The following is a 15861-nucleotide window of genomic DNA, read 5'->3' as shown; positions in this document are numbered from 1 at the left end:
GAGGATTCACCTGACGATGGACAAGACCATGTTGGCAAAAGCGATCTATGACACGGCACGGTTAACCGGACAGTTCAAGCTAAGATCTGGCCAAGTATCCGAGCAATACTTCGATAAATATTTGTTCGAATCCGATCCGGTTTTGTTAAAGAGTATCGCCGAGCATCTAGCGAAGCTGATTCCGCCAGAGACGGAAATTTTGGCCGGACTTGAGATGGGCGGAATGCCGGTGGCGACGGCTCTATCGCTTGAGACGGGTATCCCTGTCGTATTCGTACGGAAGAAAGCAAAGGAATACGGCACGTGCAAGCTCGCGGAAGGCCAGAGCATCGAAGGGAAGAAGGTTTGCATTGTGGAGGATGTCGTGACGACGGGTGGACAGATCCTGCTCAGCGCGAAGGACCTCGTCCAATACGGTGCCGACGTTCAATATGTCGTTAGTGTAATTGAAAGAGAGGCGATAGGCCGCGAAAATCTTGAACAGGCCGGTCTGCACTATCTCTCACTGTTTCAAATGGACGAGCTGCTTTCTGCAAGTTCCGCCTAACATAGACCTGAGCGCAATAATGAACGGATGCCCTTCGCAGGCATCCGTTTTGCATTGAGCCGTCTATTCGCGAGACGCTGATTTCAGCAGCTTGTTCATATTTGCGATCCTCCCGCCTCAGCAATCGCCTGGTCCATTGCGTCTCCCGGATCGGCTAAGGAAGGGCCGTGTCCAACGCATAATAATGAAGGCGCAAGCGTACGAATCGTACGGGCGGACGTGAGAGAAGCGGCATTGCTCCACGTTCCTTTCGCATGCATGGGAATAGCTGGCCTGAACTGGCCGGCTACTGCAAGCCCGCCGATCGATTGAAATGCGTCTCCGGCTATCAATGTGCGAGTTCGTTCATCCAACAGTGCGATCGAGCCAGGTGTATGGCCGGGTACAGCGATAACCAGCAAAGAGCCGATTCGATCGCCGTCTTCCAGAAGGAGATCGAATGGCGTCCTCATTCGTTCGGGGTAAATCCCTTGAACCGGCATATCCTCTTCGCCATCCTCAAGCGACAAGTCGCCTTGAACGATCCGGGATTCCCGGCGCGAGATGCAGACGATGGCTTCGGGAAAGGCTTCTTTCATAAGGTCAAGTCCGCCGGTATGGTCATGATGGCCATGAGTGAGGATGATGCGGATGACCGGCAGTCCAATCTGATTCACTTCCTGTAAGATCGCCCCGGATGCAGGCGGAATGGCTGTGTCGATCAATGTCAGTCCGTCATGTTCTTGGACAGCGAATACGTTAACGGATAGACCGTCAGGGTTTCCGATCATCATTTGATATATGGATCCGTAACGATAGACGACAAACATCAAATCAGCTCCTAACGAGTTGTATGGATATCATGCTTAATCACGATTATATGGCCGATTGGAAGATGTGCCAGACACAAAACAGGCTAGAATATACGTTACGGGACACATTCTCTATATTTGTTCGTTATCGATAATGGCATTCTTTACTCTTTCTTTATATTTGCTACCTGTTTTCTTGGCAATTGAGCATTAGACTAAGCACATGAAGCAAGAGTGGAAGGAGTCATAAGAGATGAGCGAATATGTACTGCGAACGAGAGCCCTTAGCAAAAAATACGGCCGTGATTACGCGATACAGGAAATAAACGTCGAGATTAAGCGCGGCCAAATTTATGGATTGATCGGCCTGAACGGCGCCGGCAAATCGACTTTTATGCGAGCCGTTACCGGGTTAGTCCTGCCGACGGGCGGCGAGGTGGAGCTGTTCGGAAATACCGGTGACATTGCTCTTCAGCGCGGCAGACGGCGTATCGGCCAATCGATTGAGACGCCGGCCATCTATCCGAATATGACGGCTGAGCAAAATCTGGAAATTCAACGCATCATAAGCGGCGTACCGGATAAGAGTACGGTGAAGAAAACGCTGGAGTCCGTAGGGCTGGCCGATACGGGGAAGAAGAAAGCCAAAAACTTCTCCCTCGGCATGAAACAGCGGTTTTCGCTGGCAACTGCGCTCATCACGAATCCGGAGTTTCTTATATTGGACGAGCCTGCGAACGGACTAGATCCGAAAGGCATCATCGAGACGCGGGAGCTGCTCCGCCGGCTCGCGCACGAGAGAGGGCTGACGCTGCTCGTCTCCAGCCATCTGCTGGACGAGCTTGCACAAGTCGCGACCCATTACGGGATCATCGACAAGGGCAAGCTGGTGAAGCAGCTCTCCGCCGAACAGCTCGCGCTAGAGACGAAGCAGCATGTTCGAATCGTGACGAACGATTGCGCGCAAGCGATGGCGCTCTTGAAGGAAAGATTCGGCATAACAGATTGCCAAGCGGTATCGGCGAACGAACTGTGGGTTCGCGAGCAGATTCATCGAACAGGCGAGATGAACACGATGCTCGTGAAGCACGGGATCGTCGTGGAGAGCATCGGTGTGACGGAGCAGCGGTTGGAGCAATATTTTATGCAATTGACGGGGGGCGGGCACGCATGACGACGCTATTATCAGCGGAATGGTACAAATTATGGCGGGGAAAAGTGCTGCACGTCATTCTCCTTTGCATTACGGCTCAAATCTCTTTGCAAGTCTTTGCGGAGTTTTACGGCGGAGATAGTCCGATGCAGGGACAATACGGCGTAACCATGCCTGCTGGCATGTCGTTCATGATGCAGCTCTGGTTCTCGGCATTCGTCGGGTATTTCATTGCATCGGAATTTCCGAACGGGACGATGCGCAATTCTCTTGCATTAGGCAAGTATAGAACATACGTGTACGTGTCCAAACTGTTCGCCGCCTGTGTTGCCGTTGCTGTTATTTATCTTGTAAGCAGTATCGTGGCGACAGTCGGATTTAGCCTTGCGTTCGGGTTCGGCGATATGTCGTTGTTGGAATTCGCACGATTCTTCAGCTGGAATTATGGTATGCAGGTTCTGTTTCACTGGGGGTTCGCGGCACTGCTTACCTTGATCGCCTTCATATCCAGAAGCCCGATCATGACGGTATTGGTAAACCTTGCTTATGTGATCGGAATGCTGGCCTTGCCAACCTTCTTGACGGCACTAGGTTATTTTGACGTCTACAAATGTTTCCCGGATTACTATGTGATGTTCTTCGAGAATTTAAGCGGTGATTCAGCGTTCATCATACATGGAGCGGCTATGAGCGTGGCGTATCTCGTCATTACTTGTATAATAGGATGCATAGTGTTCAAACGAACCGACATCAAATAAAGGCGTTGATAGCCCCGATGAACGAACCGATTCTAGTCATCGAAGACGACCCGTCAATCAATAGCTTGCTGTGCGAAGCGCTCGCCGGAGCGGGATACCGCCCGGAAAGCTCTTATTCGGGCAGCGAGGCAGTCATGATGCTGCCGGCTCAATCGTGGAAGTGTGTCATACTCGATCTGATGCTGCCGGGCAGAACGGGCGAGGACGTACTCGACGAGTTGCGCAAAAAAGAGCATATGCCGGTCATTGTGCTGTCCGCGAAGATGGAGAAGGCCAGCAAGCTGGAGCTGCTTGCCCGGGGCGCAGATGATTACATGACGAAGCCCTTTGATATAGACGAACTGTTAGCGCGAGTGGCAGCACAACTGAGGCGCTATACCGTCTATGCCGAACATGAGGCTGCTGCGGCACTTGAATTTCTCGATATTCATATGATTCTGGAGACGCGTGAAGTATCGGTCGGCGGTGTTACGATCCAGCTGACCCAACGAGAATTCGACATCCTGGAGCTGCTGCTGCGCCATCCGCAAAAAGTATTCAGCCGAATGAACATTTACGAGAGCATATGGAACGAAGAGTTTATGGGCGATGAGAAAACGATCAATGTCCATGTAAGCAATTTGCGTGCAAAATTGCATGCTGCTTCGCCTCATAAGCATATCAAGACGATCTGGGGCGTAGGCTTCCGGCTAGTCGAATAGGAGCGGCAGCATGTACGGATGGATCGTTGTATTGTCGGCTCTATGCCTATGGTTCGCGGTACGTTATTATCTGCTGAAACGCGAGATGAAACGGTTGACCGTCCAGATCGGGGATCTCGGCGAGAACGCGCGCTACGGTCAAAGACTTTACCTGGAAGAAAATAACCGTACGCTATCCAAGGCTGTTCTCGAATTGAACCGCCTCGTGGACGGGTACGAGCAGAAACTCCGGCGTGTCGGCGAGATGGAACGTAATATCCGGTTGTCGGTATCCGGGATCTCGCATGATTTGCGCACTCCGCTCACGTCGCTCGCGGGTTATGTTCAACTGCTGAATAAGGACCCTTCTCCAGACAAACAGCGGGAGTATGTCCGCGTTATTCTGGACTCCGTCAATGTGCTGCAGCAATTGACGGAAAGCTTCTACGAGTTGTCGCGTCTCGAACTCGAAGAGACCTCGTATGCGGTTCAAAGCGTAAATTTGGAACATGCGGTTGCCGAATGTTTTCTGCGGTTCTTCGAGGAGTTCAGCAAGAGGAATCTCGAGCTGGACATTCGGGATGCCGCCGCGCCTCCGGTTGTACTTGCCGATCCGGTCGCTTTGCAGCGGGTGATCCATAATTTGATTCAAAATTTGCTGCGTTACGCGCACGGAACAATATCGGTTTCATTCACCGAATCCGGTGGCTGCTATGCCGTCACGATCGGCAACAAGACCGCAGCTCCGCTGCCGGATGATGCCGACCTTTTATTCGACCGGTTCCATAAGTCTGATGCAAGCCGAGGAGGGCAGGGGATGGGGCTCGGCCTCTATATATCCCGCAAATTGATGAACGGAATGGGCGGTTCGATAGGTGCAGTGAGAGCGGGGGACATGCTGTTCGTAACGGCAATGCTTCCGAAAGAAGACGGGGAATGACGCATAATTAACCTTATTAAATGTATTACTTAACAACATTAAAAGCCTCGAATTCGTGGCTTTTAATGTTGTTAAGTATAAAAGATAAGATCAGGGACGCTTGACATCCCTTTTCGTTCGATAGTATTATCGATTTTAATCGTAATAATTACGATTAAAAGAGAGGCATGAACATTTTTATTAAGCGTCTACCGAAAAGTTCTGCTCAATAATCTGAAGTTGTAACCTCTAATCGTAATGATTACACTTAAAGGAGATGGTTGAATTGGAAACTAAAAAAAGAACGAAACTGCCAGTCACCGTATTAAGCGGTTATCTCGGAGCTGGAAAAACGACGATTCTAAATCATGTTCTACATAACCGTGACGGTCTGAAAGTGGCCGTCATCGTCAACGATCTTAGCGAAGTGAACATCGATGCAGAGTTGATTCGAGAAGGCGGCGGTATTTCGCGAACGAACGAGCGGCTGGTCGAAATGTCGAACGGCTGCATTTGCTGCACGCTTCGTGACGATCTGCTTCAGGAAGTGGAGAGATTGGCCTTAGAGGATAAATACGATTACATCTTGATCGAGTCAACCGGGGTGGGCGAGCCGCTGCCCGTCGCGCAGACGTTCAGTTACCGGGATGATGAAGCCGGGATCGATTTGTCACAATATTGCCGGCTGGATTGCATGGTTACGGTCGTTGATGCTTACCGGTTCTGGCACGATTACGCTTCGGGTGAATCTCTGCTGGACCGGAGCCAGGCTGTGGGGGAAGAGGATGCGCGCGATGTCGTCGACTTATTGATCGATCAGATTGAGTTCTGTGACGTGCTTGTATTGAATAAGTGCGACTTGGTGAGTCAGGATGAATTGGCCAAGCTAGAAAACGTGCTTCGGAGTCTTCAGCCGAGCGCCCGGATGATTCGTGCCGAGCAGGGCCGAATCGCGTCTGCGGATATACTAAACACGGGGCTGTTCGACTTCGAGCGATCCAGCACATCGGCTGGATGGATGCAGGAAATGGCGAAGGAAGCTCATACGCCGGAGACAGAGGAGTACGGTATCGCATCGTTCGTCTATGAACGATGCCGTCCTTTTGAACCGTCGCGGTTAAAGAACTGGATGGAAGAATGGCCGGCGCAAATCGTCCGCGCGAAAGGCATTCTCTGGCTTGCGACCCGGAACAATATAGCTCAGCATTTCAGCCAAGCGGGGCCTTCTATTCAGATCGGGCCAGCGGGTTACTGGGCAGCGGCTCTTCCGGAAGAGGAACAGCAAGCTTTGCTTGCCGATGAGGCGGCGCAGATCAAGCATTGGGACGATACGCACGGAGACCGCGTTAACAAAGTTGTGTTTATCGGGATCGATATGGACCGGGATCAGATCTCGAAGTCGCTTGACCACTGTCTATTAACAGATCAAGAGATGAAGAGCGATTGGCGCCAGTTCGAGGATAGGCTGCCGAATGTGTGATACGAATATACGACGACTTGGGAAACTATGAGCTAAAAAGCATCGTTCGATTGACGAACTCTTGTGAATGCAGCTATCTTGGATAGATGATAAAGTTTCATCGGTTTGCTGCTCGCTGACGATAATCGAACGAGGTGCGTAATGGCTCAAGTTGAGTTAATTAATGATGTTAAGTTGTTAATGAATATGCACGCAAACGGGCTTCTGGGCGGTGAAGTAATGCCAGAAGATATACTGCTGGGCATCGTACCTGAGCACGAGTTCATGAATGTGATTACACTTGGTATGGCGCTCAATTATCAGCGGAATTCCTATGCATTATGGGAGGCTGTTGCAAGAACCTATCAGGAAGAACAACTGCGTTGGGTATTTGACCCTCGTGAGGCTTGGGGCAGAGACATAGAAGATCTGCGGGGAGCATTGCTAGCGCATCGGATCGCTCTGCAGCCCAATCGCCATCCTCAGATCTGGCAAAGCGTCGCAAGCGGGATTGTCAATTCATCGCCAGGGGCAAATGTGCAGGGGCTTCTCCAATCTGTTGATTATGATATAGCCCCATTGAAGACGATTGTTCAACAAAGCCGGAAGAAGGAATTCCCGTACTTGTCCGGACCGAAAATTTTTAACTATTGGTTATACGTGTTAGAGTCTTATACGGCAGTACAATGGAAATCTCGTGAGCTTATTACGATAGCGCCGGATACGCATATTTTACAAGCGACGGTCCGTCTGGGCTTATGTCCTGCGAGTATATTGGAAGGATCGGCGGAGAACCGTGAACAAGCCGCGCTTGCCTGGGAGCAAGCGCTTGAGGGCAGCGGGCTAGCGCCTATTGATGTCCATACGCCATTGTGGTTGTGGAGCCGGGCTGGCTTTCCTGAACGAATCAGTATCTAAAACTTGATATACAAGATTCAATCTTATGCTGCATTTGTCGTAGACTTATTAAGTCTACGGCAAATGCTTTTCGTATTATTAGGTCAGCCAGAGATTTCTGGTCGGCCTTTTTTTTATGGCCGATCTATGATGGAGGTAGCCGGGAGAACGTCAGCTTTTTTGGGGCAGCGACCCCGTCACCAATACTATACTCCCACTGCCCTCAATGACCATGTTCGAGCTGGTTGAGGCATTGACCTCGTATTACAAGCGAAGCTATGGGTTTTTGTGTTTCGATAAACGCGTAACCTTACGATATTGTAAGGAACAATTCGAAGCTTATTATCCGATCGGATCGTGATAGGAAGGACAATAAACCAAAGGAGAAGGTTATGGACATCTTAATCGGACTAATACTAGGCATCGTGGAAGGACTTACAGAGTTTGCGCCTGTATCTTCGACCGGACATATGATTCTTGTCGGACATTTGCTCGGTTTCGAGGGAACGGTGCGCGCCAGCACGTTCGAAATTATCGTTCAGCTTGGGTCGATCCTGGCTGTCGTCGTCGTGTTCTGGAGAAAAATGCTTGGCCTTATCGGGCTAAAGAGTACCGCCGCAAGTGCACAAGCAAACGGCGGGAGCCAAATGAACCTCATCCATATCATCATTGGAATGGTTCCGTTCGGAGTCGGCGGTATGTTGTTCTATGATACCATCAAGCACGAGCTGTTCAGTGCACGGACCGTCGTGATCACCTTGATTCTGGGCGGCCTGCTTATGATATTGGCCGAGAAGCTGAAATGGAAGAAGCCTGCAACCGAAACGATCGACCAGATTACTTACAAGCAGGCTTTCATTATCGGTCTGTTCCAGATGCTGGCGCTCTTCCCGGGATTCTCGCTTTCCGGCGCGACTTTATCGGGCGGTCTTCTCAGCGGCATGAATCATAAAACGGCGGCCGAGTTTACGTTCATCATGGCCGTTCCGATTATGGTAGGCGCTTCGGGCAAAGATCTGTATGAAAGCTGGAGCTCTTTGACATCGGATGATCTTCCTTTGTTCATTACCGGCTTTGTCACATCGTTTATTACTGCGTTGTTCGCCATTAAGTTTTTCTTGAAGTTGATCGAGCGTGTACGGCTCATCCCGTTTGCAGTCTACCGGTTCTTCCTCGCGGTGTTGTTCTGGATCTTCCTTCTGTAAGAAGGGGGAAGCATAAGCCTGCGCCGAACGCGGAATAGACAATAATAGACAATTCGAGTACGCTAATGTACAGGATTGGCTATTTGCTTCGGGTAAGGGAGTGGGAACTTTGCAGAACGTATTTTTTATATCAGACCATCATTTTGGCCACAAGCATATCATCGATTTCGAATCGCGGCCGTTCGCCAACGCCGACGAGATGAACGAAGTGATGATTGAGAAGTGGAACGCCGTCGTCGGCAAGAAGGACAAAGTGTTTCATTTGGGCGATTTCTCTTTCCTCAATAAAGAAAAGACAACAGCGATCGTATCCCGGTTGAACGGATATAAGCATCTCATACTAGGCAACCATGACCGTGGGCGGTCGCGTACGTGGTGGCTGGATGCCGGCTTCGACGAAGTGAGCGAGCATCCGATCATCTACAAGGATTTCTTCTTCCTGTCGCATGAACCGATGTATATGAACAAGCATATGCCTTACGTAAATGTACATGGGCACATTCATTCGCAGAAGTATGAAGGGATCAACTACTTCAATGTCAGCGTCGAGCATTGGGATTATACGCCGCTTACGTTCGAGCAGATCCGCGATGCTGTCGTACCGAGCGAGGAACAGGCTTGAGACGGCGTGCAATATTTGGTAATAAACGGAAGGAACAGCTCTTTTGAAATAGTGGAGTGGCAACTCCATTACCAAATGGCTGCTGCGAAAGGGTGTTCTCATGGGATATATCGATCAGGTAACCAAAGACTTGTACCAGTACTTGCCGCCGTTGACGCGGCAAGATGATTTCGACGCCTTCTGGGCGGCGACGCTGCAGCAGGCGCAAGACGTTCCTCTGCTGCCGGAGCGGACGCTAATCGATTATCCGAGCAAGCATGTTCGCGTCTACGATATTTCGTATAACGGGATGGACGAGACGAGGATTCGGGGATGGCTGATCGTTCCCGCATTTGCAGACCAGACAACCTATCCGTGCCTGATTCATTACCACGGATTTACAGCGAGCCGGGGAGAGCCGTCCGAGTTGATGCAGTGGGCGATGATGGGCATGGCCGTACTATCGGTCGACTGCCGGGATCAAGGCGGGGCAACCGGCAACAGTGCGGCTTATTCGCACGGGTTTCTTGCGAATGTGGCGAGCAAAGGCGTACATAACAAGTGGGAGTACTATTACCGCTATGTCTATATGGACTGCTTGAAAGCGATCGATTTCGCTTGCGCGCAACCGGAGATCAACCCCGATCAAATCATCATTGAAGGCGGAAGCCAAGGGGGCGCGATTGGCATGGCGGTCGCAGCGCTGGACGACCGTCCGAAGCTTGTCATGGTCGATGTGCCAAGCAACAGCAATTTGGTGTGCCGGATCGAGGGCAGCCACGGCGCATTCGGCGCAGTGACGGAATATTTGAAGCGTCATCCGGAGCAGACCGATCTGGTGATGGATAACTTAAGTTATTTTGATACGATGAATCTGGCTGATCGGATTACTTGCCCCGTACTCGCCTCTGTAGCGTTGAAGGACGAGACGTGTCCGGCCCAGATGTATTTTGCCACCTATAACCGCATCACGAGCGACAAGGAAATGGTCATTTATCCGTTCAACGGGCATGAGGGAGGGGGAGCTAAGCAGACGGAAGTGAAATTGCGTTATTTGGCCAACCAATGTCCTCAATGGTTCTAACCAGTCATTTATCATAGATCCGAAGCCGCGTTATGCGGCTTTTTTATTTGGTTATTTTCGGTCTTCTGGCGGGCTGAAAAGGATTGTCAATTCCAAATCGATTAAAAGTTCTAATCAAGCCTATACAAAAGATTCGTTTTACAAATAATAAAACTGGGAGTATCATCAACAATGCAATGCAAGCTTCATGCCGGACAAGTCATGCGCCGTCTTGTTTATGTTAGGGCCTGCAAGTAAAAGCTAAACATAAATCCGTCCGCAATTCTTGTCGTCAAGGTTTAAACTATCATATAATAGATATTAATTAATCAGGTTTAGTAATCAATCATTCCATCTAGATTGGTGTATGGCCGCCCGATGGCTTGGATGAAGCCTAATGGAGCGCCAGCACCTTTTCTTCAAATAATAGCGTGTAAGGAAGGTAATCATGAGCAACAGACAAACAAGTACAGACGTTATCTTAATTGGCGCCGGAATTATGAGTGCAACGCTCGGTGCTCTGCTGAAGGAATTAAACCCGGAGTGGGAAATTACAGTATTCGAGCGGCGTGCCATTGCAGGTGAAGAGAGCTCTAACGAATGGAATAACGCAGGAACGGGCCACTCCTCGCTGTGCGAACTGAACTATACCACGGAGAAGTCGGACGGCTCGATCGATATTAGCAAAGCGATTAAAGTCAACGAAGAGTTCCAAGTATCCAAGCAGTTCTGGTCTTACCTTGTGAACAGCAAGCTGATTCGTAATCCGCGGGACTTTATCGTACCCGTTCCGCATATGAGCTTCGTGCAAGGCGAGAAGGACGTTAAGTTTCTGAAGAAACGGTTCGAAGCACTTTCGAGCAATCCGCTGTTCCAAGGCATGGAGTATTCCGATGATCCGGCCAAGCTGAAAGAGTGGATTCCTCTCATGATGAAAGACCGGAACGTCGATCAGCCGATTGCGGCAACGAAGAGCGACGCCGGTACGGACGTTAACTTCGGCGCTTTGACGCGCATGATGTTCGATCATCTGAAGAGCAAGAACGTCGGCATTCAATTCAACCGCAACGTAGATGATATCAAGCGGGCAGGCGACGGCTCCTGGGAGCTGAAAATTCGCGATGTTGGCACCGGTACGGTCGAGCGCCATAAAGCGAAGTTCGTCTTCATCGGCGGCGGCGGCGGAAGCCTGCACTTGCTGCAGAAATCCGGCATCGAGGAAGGCAAAGGGGTAGGCGGCTTCCCGGTCAGCGGTCTGTTCATGGTGTGCCAAAAGCCGGAAGTCGTCAAGCAGCACAATGCGAAAGTATACGGCAAAGCACCTGTGGGTGCGCCTCCGATGTCGGTTCCGCATCTGGATACCCGCATGATCGACAAGAAGGAATCGCTTCTGTTCGGACCGTTCGCCGGCTTCACACCGAAGTTCCTGAAGTTCGGTTCGATGTTCGATTTAGTCAAGTCGGTAAAACCGCACAATCTGCTAACGATGATGGCTGCAGGCGTCAAGAACGTTCCGCTGACGACTTACCTGATCAAGGAAGTCATGCAATCCAAAGAAAAGCGTATGAATGCACTGCGTGAATTCGTCCCGAATGCGAAGAGCGAGGATTGGGATCTGCTCGTAGCAGGCCAGCGTGTACAGATTATTAAAGACACCGAAGCCGGCGGCAAAGGAACACTCCAGTTCGGTACGGAAGTTATCAGTGCGGCAGACGGTTCGATCGCTGCATTGCTCGGCGCATCGCCTGGTGCATCAACAGCTGTTTCCGTTATGCTTGAAGTGATTGAGAAGTGTTTCCCTCAGCAACTGAAAGCTTGGGAACCAAAGATCAAAGAAATGATTCCATCCTATGGCGTGAAGCTGACGCAGAACCCTGAATTGATTCAGGAGATTATGTCGAATTCGGCTCGCACGCTCGGCCTGCCCGACAGCGTTGCGTTAGAACCAGCAAGCCACTAAGAATAGAGTTAACACAGGATTCGCAGAGATGCGAGTCCTTTTTTTATGCAAGGAAACGGGTAACTGACTCGGAATAGCCTGCCTCTATATGGGGAAAATAGCTATAAATTCAGCTTAAGACTGAGGAGCGATCCGAATGAATTCCCACGCGTCCCTGGAACAGAACGAGAAGATGCTGCGGGAACGGTTATCCGAGAGCTCCGATTTCAAAGTGAGCTCTATAACGGTTAACGGCCGCAAACTATGCCTTTATTATTTGGAATCGATGATTGATACGTCAGCCGTACAGAATCATATTCTTCAGCCTCTGCTTAGCCTGCAATGGACCCAAATTCGTGAAGCCGTATCGATTTTGGATTATTGTGAGACGGATATTCTAGACGAGGCGATTACGGCGATCGTCGAAGGAAAGACAGTCGTCCAACTAGATGGCGCTTCGACCTTGTATGTGCTTGGAACAGAACTGAAAAAAGAACGGTCCGTGAATCTGCCTGTCAATGAACGCGTGCTGCGCGGCTCGAATGAAGCTTTAATCGAAAACTTGCAGACGAATCTGAATCTTATGCGGAAGATGGTGGCGACACCCGATCTCGTCGTTCGAACGTACAAGCTCGGCAAGATATCCAACACGAATGTCGCCGTCATTTACTTGCGTTCGGTAGTAAACAACGACGTTCTTGCGGAATTCGAACGGCGGATTGGCCGCGTGGATACTGATTTCGTCGAAGCACCTGGATTTCTTCAAGAGTTGATTCAAGATAAGAAGTTTTCTTTGTTCCCGAGAATGCTTGTCACTGAAAGACCGGACCGAGTTAAGGCCTATCTGATGAGCGGCAAAATAGTCATACTAGCGGACGGGGCGCCGGATTGTCTGATCGTGCCTGTCACGTTCTGGGCGTTCTTCCAGAGTGCCGACGACTATCAGCTGGGCTGGCTAATTGGCAGTTCCATGCGATTGTTAAGAATCGTCTGTTTTATGCTGGCAATCAGTATGCCGGCTGCATATGTAGCGCTCGTTACATTCGACCCGAGAATCATCCCATTCGATATTGCATTAACGCTGCAAAGCTCGATGCAATATATTGCGATGACTCCGATTATTGAAGCTGTCGTGATGCTCATTACGCTTGAAATCTTAAGAGAAGCAACAATTCGGCTGCCGAACCCAATCGGACAGACGATCGGTGTCGTAGGCGGTATCGTCATCGGTACGGTCGTTGTTCAATCGAATCTTGTTTCCAATATGATGCTCATAGTCGTCGCTTTCACGGCTGTCGCTTCGTTCCTGATCCCTTCTTACGAAATGAGCTCCGCGGCGAGGTACCTAACTTATCCGTTCATCACGCTGTCAGCGACTTTCGGTCTGATTGGATTGGAACTTGCATTTCTAATGCTCTTCACACATCTAGCCCGAATACACACGATGGGTATCCCGTACTTCTTCTCGGGTGTAAACGGCGAGACCGTGCTGGATACGTTAGTAAGGGGCCCGATTAAAATGTTAACCAAACGTCGGAAACTACGCCGGTAATGGTGCTGTAAGACAAAATCATGAGTTTATGGGGGGACGAACGAAATGATCCATTTGAATAAAATATCAATGGTACAGTTGTTCTGTCTCGTTATATTAACGCAGGTCGGCGTTCACATACTGACGATACCTTCTGAAGAATCCCGCCATTCCGGTCATGATGCCTGGATGTCGGTACTCGTCGGTGGGGTGATCGCTCAACTCGTCATTATGATCATTTACTGGTTGGGTACCAGACATCCGCATCTCCCGATGCCGCAATACATTATCTCGCTTGTAGGAAAACCGATCGGCATCGTGCTCAACCTGATCATTGCTGTGTATTGCTTAGAATCTAGTCTGTTGGTGGTCGTTTCGTATGCAGATGTTATTAATCGATGGGTGCTCTATGCGACCCCGTGGATCGTACAAGTCGGATTGCTGACTGCAATAGCGGGATACGTTGCTTCCTCTACGCTTCGATCCATAGCTGCTGTGACGCAGATCGTCATGGTCATGTTCCTTTTTTGCTTTGTGATCATATTCATTAGCGGGTTGGGTAAGGGAGAAATCCTTCACATCTTTCCGATCGGTTCGCATGGATTCGGTGCTATAATGAAGGATTCTCTTCCAGCGTTCTGGGCGTATGCAGGGTATGAGCTTCTGCTTTATGTCTTCCCGTACGTAAAGAGAAAGAACAAGAGATCCATATTGTTCATCATGTCTGCCGCGAACGGCTTCACAACGCTGTTCTACGTCTTGATTTCAATTATTGTGACGTTTAGCTTCAGCGAGAACCAGCTTAAAGCCATCCCTGAACCCATGATTTTTATCCTTCGTCAATTCCATTGGCCCGTCTTGCAAAATCTAGACATTGTATTCATAACGGTCTGGCTTTCGGTAACAACCGTGACGGTATATGTCTACTTGTTCTTATCAGCTCGTTACCTCGCGTTCGTCCATATACAAGAAATACGCAACCATTCGTTTCTCGTATGGATATTGGCCATCCTATGCTTTGCGGCCGCAATATGGGGGGCAGACCGGCAGCGGATTCTGCAGTTTTCAGCTTACCACAATACGGCGTCGATACTGATTGTTGCCGTCCTGCCCGCAATGCTGCTACTCATCTCACTGGCAAGGGGCAGAAGGGCGGGATTCGGATGAGAAAAACCGTTTTCATCCTATGCGTTCTCATGTGCCTAACCGGCTGTTGGGATCAACTGCCTCTGAGGGATCTGCACATGGTGGACGTGGTTGGGTTGGATCTGGACGAGAAAAGCGGCGAGGTCGTTCTGGATCAGGTCGTAACCGTCCTGCATAAACCTGGACAAGGAGAAGGGGATCCGCGATCGGAAACGACGGAATTGAAGGGGCCAAGCCTTGTGGAAGCAGGCGGTCAAGGCGAGTTTTCCGATAAGGGGCCATTCATTCGGATCAATACGAGAGCCTTTGTATTAAGCGAGCGTTTCGCATCTAAAAATCCGATTGAGGAGCTGGGCTTCTTGCTCCATTCTCCCTATACATCAATTAACGCACCGGTTGTCATTCTTGATGGTTCTATATCAGAGTTGTTGGATAGACCTAGCAGAGGTTTGACGGAAAAGCTCAGTAATTTTATTACGATGTTGGAGTCTAACGGCATCATGCCCAATGTGTCGATGATGCATTTTTTATTATCCAGCAAAGAGCCGTTGGAGGACTTCGCCTTGCCCGTTATTAAGCGATCCAATGGCGGAGTAGCTCTTGAAGGTGCCTTATTATTCAGCCGTGGCCAGAGTTCGAAGAAGAAGCTAAGCAGTGAGCAAGTCCGTGTCTTGAAGATGTTGTTAGGCAGTTCGAACGGAAGGCAGAAAATTTCGGCTAAATTCGGAGACGGGGTTAGGAGACCGTTTGCTGGTCATACACAAGATCACATTTTCGCTTTCTCGGTCAGGAGAGGGTCTTCGACGATCCGCATCAGCTCTCAATCGAAAGGGCTGCCGACTGCTGCCGTTAACGTTAATATGAAGATCGATATTTTTGATCTAGACCACAAGCTGCAATCGTTCAAGCCTGCTGCGGTCAATCAGATGGAGCTGGTATTGAAGAAGTATTTGGAGCAATTAGCGATGGGGACAATCAAGGAATTGCAAGCTGCTAATTCTGACGTGCTTGGAATCGGCTTGCATATACAGGCTTTTCATCCGAAACGGTGGAAAACGATGAATTGGCGCGAAGACTATCCACAGCTGCAAATCGAACCGAAATTCGATATTCAAATTCTTAACGCATCGGAGTGAATAACCGATGGAAAGTAATGACTCGAAAGGCTCGTC

Annotated in this window: 15 protein-coding genes; 14 read left to right on the top strand and 1 reads right to left on the bottom strand. The window is 49.8% G+C overall.

Going from position 1 to position 15861, the window contains the following annotated elements:
- Positions 1 to 16 precede the first annotated feature (16 nt).
- Positions 17 to 547 carry an orotate phosphoribosyltransferase gene (pyrE, locus tag PKO01S_RS01540; protein WP_127529508.1) on the top strand — a complete coding sequence of 177 codons (531 nt, stop codon included), beginning with the start codon at positions 17 to 19 and terminating at the stop codon, positions 545 to 547.
- A 95-nt stretch (positions 548 to 642) separates the two neighbouring features.
- On the opposite strand, the gene PKO01S_RS01535 is transcribed toward pyrE, so the two are convergent.
- Complete coding sequence (locus tag PKO01S_RS01535) at positions 643 to 1356, bottom strand: MBL fold metallo-hydrolase (protein ID WP_307719798.1); 714 nt, start codon at positions 1354 to 1356, stop codon at positions 643 to 645.
- Positions 1357 to 1591: 235 nt separating this feature from the next.
- On the opposite strand from PKO01S_RS01535, the gene PKO01S_RS01530 reads away from it, so the two are divergent.
- From PKO01S_RS01530 to PKO01S_RS01470, 13 genes are all read left to right on the top strand, one after another.
- Entirely contained in the window at positions 1592 to 2512 is a 921-nt protein-coding gene (locus PKO01S_RS01530; protein WP_127529507.1) for an ATP-binding cassette domain-containing protein, read from the top strand.
- Positions 2509 to 3249 (top strand): ABC transporter permease, encoded by a 741-nt coding sequence (locus tag PKO01S_RS01525; RefSeq protein WP_127529506.1) that lies wholly within the window; start codon positions 2509 to 2511, stop codon positions 3247 to 3249. The genes PKO01S_RS01530 and PKO01S_RS01525 overlap by 4 nt, the downstream gene beginning before the upstream one ends.
- A gap of 17 nt (positions 3250 to 3266) precedes the next feature.
- Positions 3267 to 3950 carry a response regulator transcription factor gene (locus PKO01S_RS01520; RefSeq protein WP_127529505.1) on the top strand — a complete coding sequence of 228 codons (684 nt, stop codon included), beginning with the start codon at positions 3267 to 3269 and terminating at the stop codon, positions 3948 to 3950.
- A 10-nt stretch (positions 3951 to 3960) separates the two neighbouring features.
- Entirely contained in the window at positions 3961 to 4869 is a 909-nt protein-coding gene (locus tag PKO01S_RS01515; RefSeq protein ID WP_127529504.1) for a sensor histidine kinase, read from the top strand.
- 265 nt (positions 4870 to 5134) lie between these two features.
- Positions 5135 to 6328, top strand: a complete 1194-nt coding sequence (locus PKO01S_RS01510) for a GTP-binding protein (protein WP_246070401.1) — start codon at positions 5135 to 5137, stop codon at positions 6326 to 6328.
- A gap of 219 nt (positions 6329 to 6547) precedes the next feature.
- Positions 6548 to 7225, top strand: coding sequence for a hypothetical protein (locus tag PKO01S_RS01505; protein ID WP_246070400.1), 678 nt, complete (start codon positions 6548 to 6550; stop codon positions 7223 to 7225).
- A 371-nt stretch (positions 7226 to 7596) separates the two neighbouring features.
- Positions 7597 to 8409: an undecaprenyl-diphosphate phosphatase gene (gene bacA / locus PKO01S_RS01500; protein WP_127529501.1), complete on the top strand. Its 813-nt coding sequence runs from the start codon at positions 7597 to 7599 to the stop codon at positions 8407 to 8409.
- Positions 8410 to 8518: 109 nt separating this feature from the next.
- Positions 8519 to 9031, top strand: coding sequence for a metallophosphoesterase (locus PKO01S_RS01495; RefSeq protein WP_127529500.1), 513 nt, complete (start codon positions 8519 to 8521; stop codon positions 9029 to 9031).
- A gap of 100 nt (positions 9032 to 9131) precedes the next feature.
- Positions 9132 to 10094 carry an acetylxylan esterase gene (locus PKO01S_RS01490; RefSeq protein WP_127529499.1) on the top strand — a complete coding sequence of 321 codons (963 nt, stop codon included), beginning with the start codon at positions 9132 to 9134 and terminating at the stop codon, positions 10092 to 10094.
- Between the two features lie 427 nt (positions 10095 to 10521).
- The gene (locus PKO01S_RS01485; RefSeq protein WP_127529498.1) at positions 10522 to 12033 is read left to right on the top strand and encodes a malate:quinone oxidoreductase; all 1512 of its coding nucleotides are present in this window, start codon (positions 10522 to 10524) and stop codon (positions 12031 to 12033) included.
- A gap of 136 nt (positions 12034 to 12169) precedes the next feature.
- Positions 12170 to 13564, top strand: coding sequence for a spore germination protein (locus PKO01S_RS01480; RefSeq protein ID WP_127529497.1), 1395 nt, complete (start codon positions 12170 to 12172; stop codon positions 13562 to 13564).
- A 45-nt stretch (positions 13565 to 13609) separates the two neighbouring features.
- Entirely contained in the window at positions 13610 to 14710 is a 1101-nt protein-coding gene (locus tag PKO01S_RS01475; protein ID WP_127529496.1) for a GerAB/ArcD/ProY family transporter, read from the top strand.
- Positions 14707 to 15825: a Ger(x)C family spore germination C-terminal domain-containing protein gene (locus PKO01S_RS01470; protein WP_127529495.1), complete on the top strand. Its 1119-nt coding sequence runs from the start codon at positions 14707 to 14709 to the stop codon at positions 15823 to 15825. The genes PKO01S_RS01475 and PKO01S_RS01470 overlap by 4 nt, the downstream gene beginning before the upstream one ends.
- Positions 15826 to 15861 lie beyond the last annotated feature (36 nt).

The organism is Paenibacillus kobensis NBRC 15729, assembly GCF_004000825.1.
Taxonomy (GTDB): domain Bacteria; phylum Bacillota; class Bacilli; order Paenibacillales; family Paenibacillaceae; genus Paenibacillus_T; species Paenibacillus_T kobensis.
The sequence above is the reverse complement of the archived record's forward strand: the minus strand, read 5'-3'. Positions and strand labels throughout refer to the sequence as shown.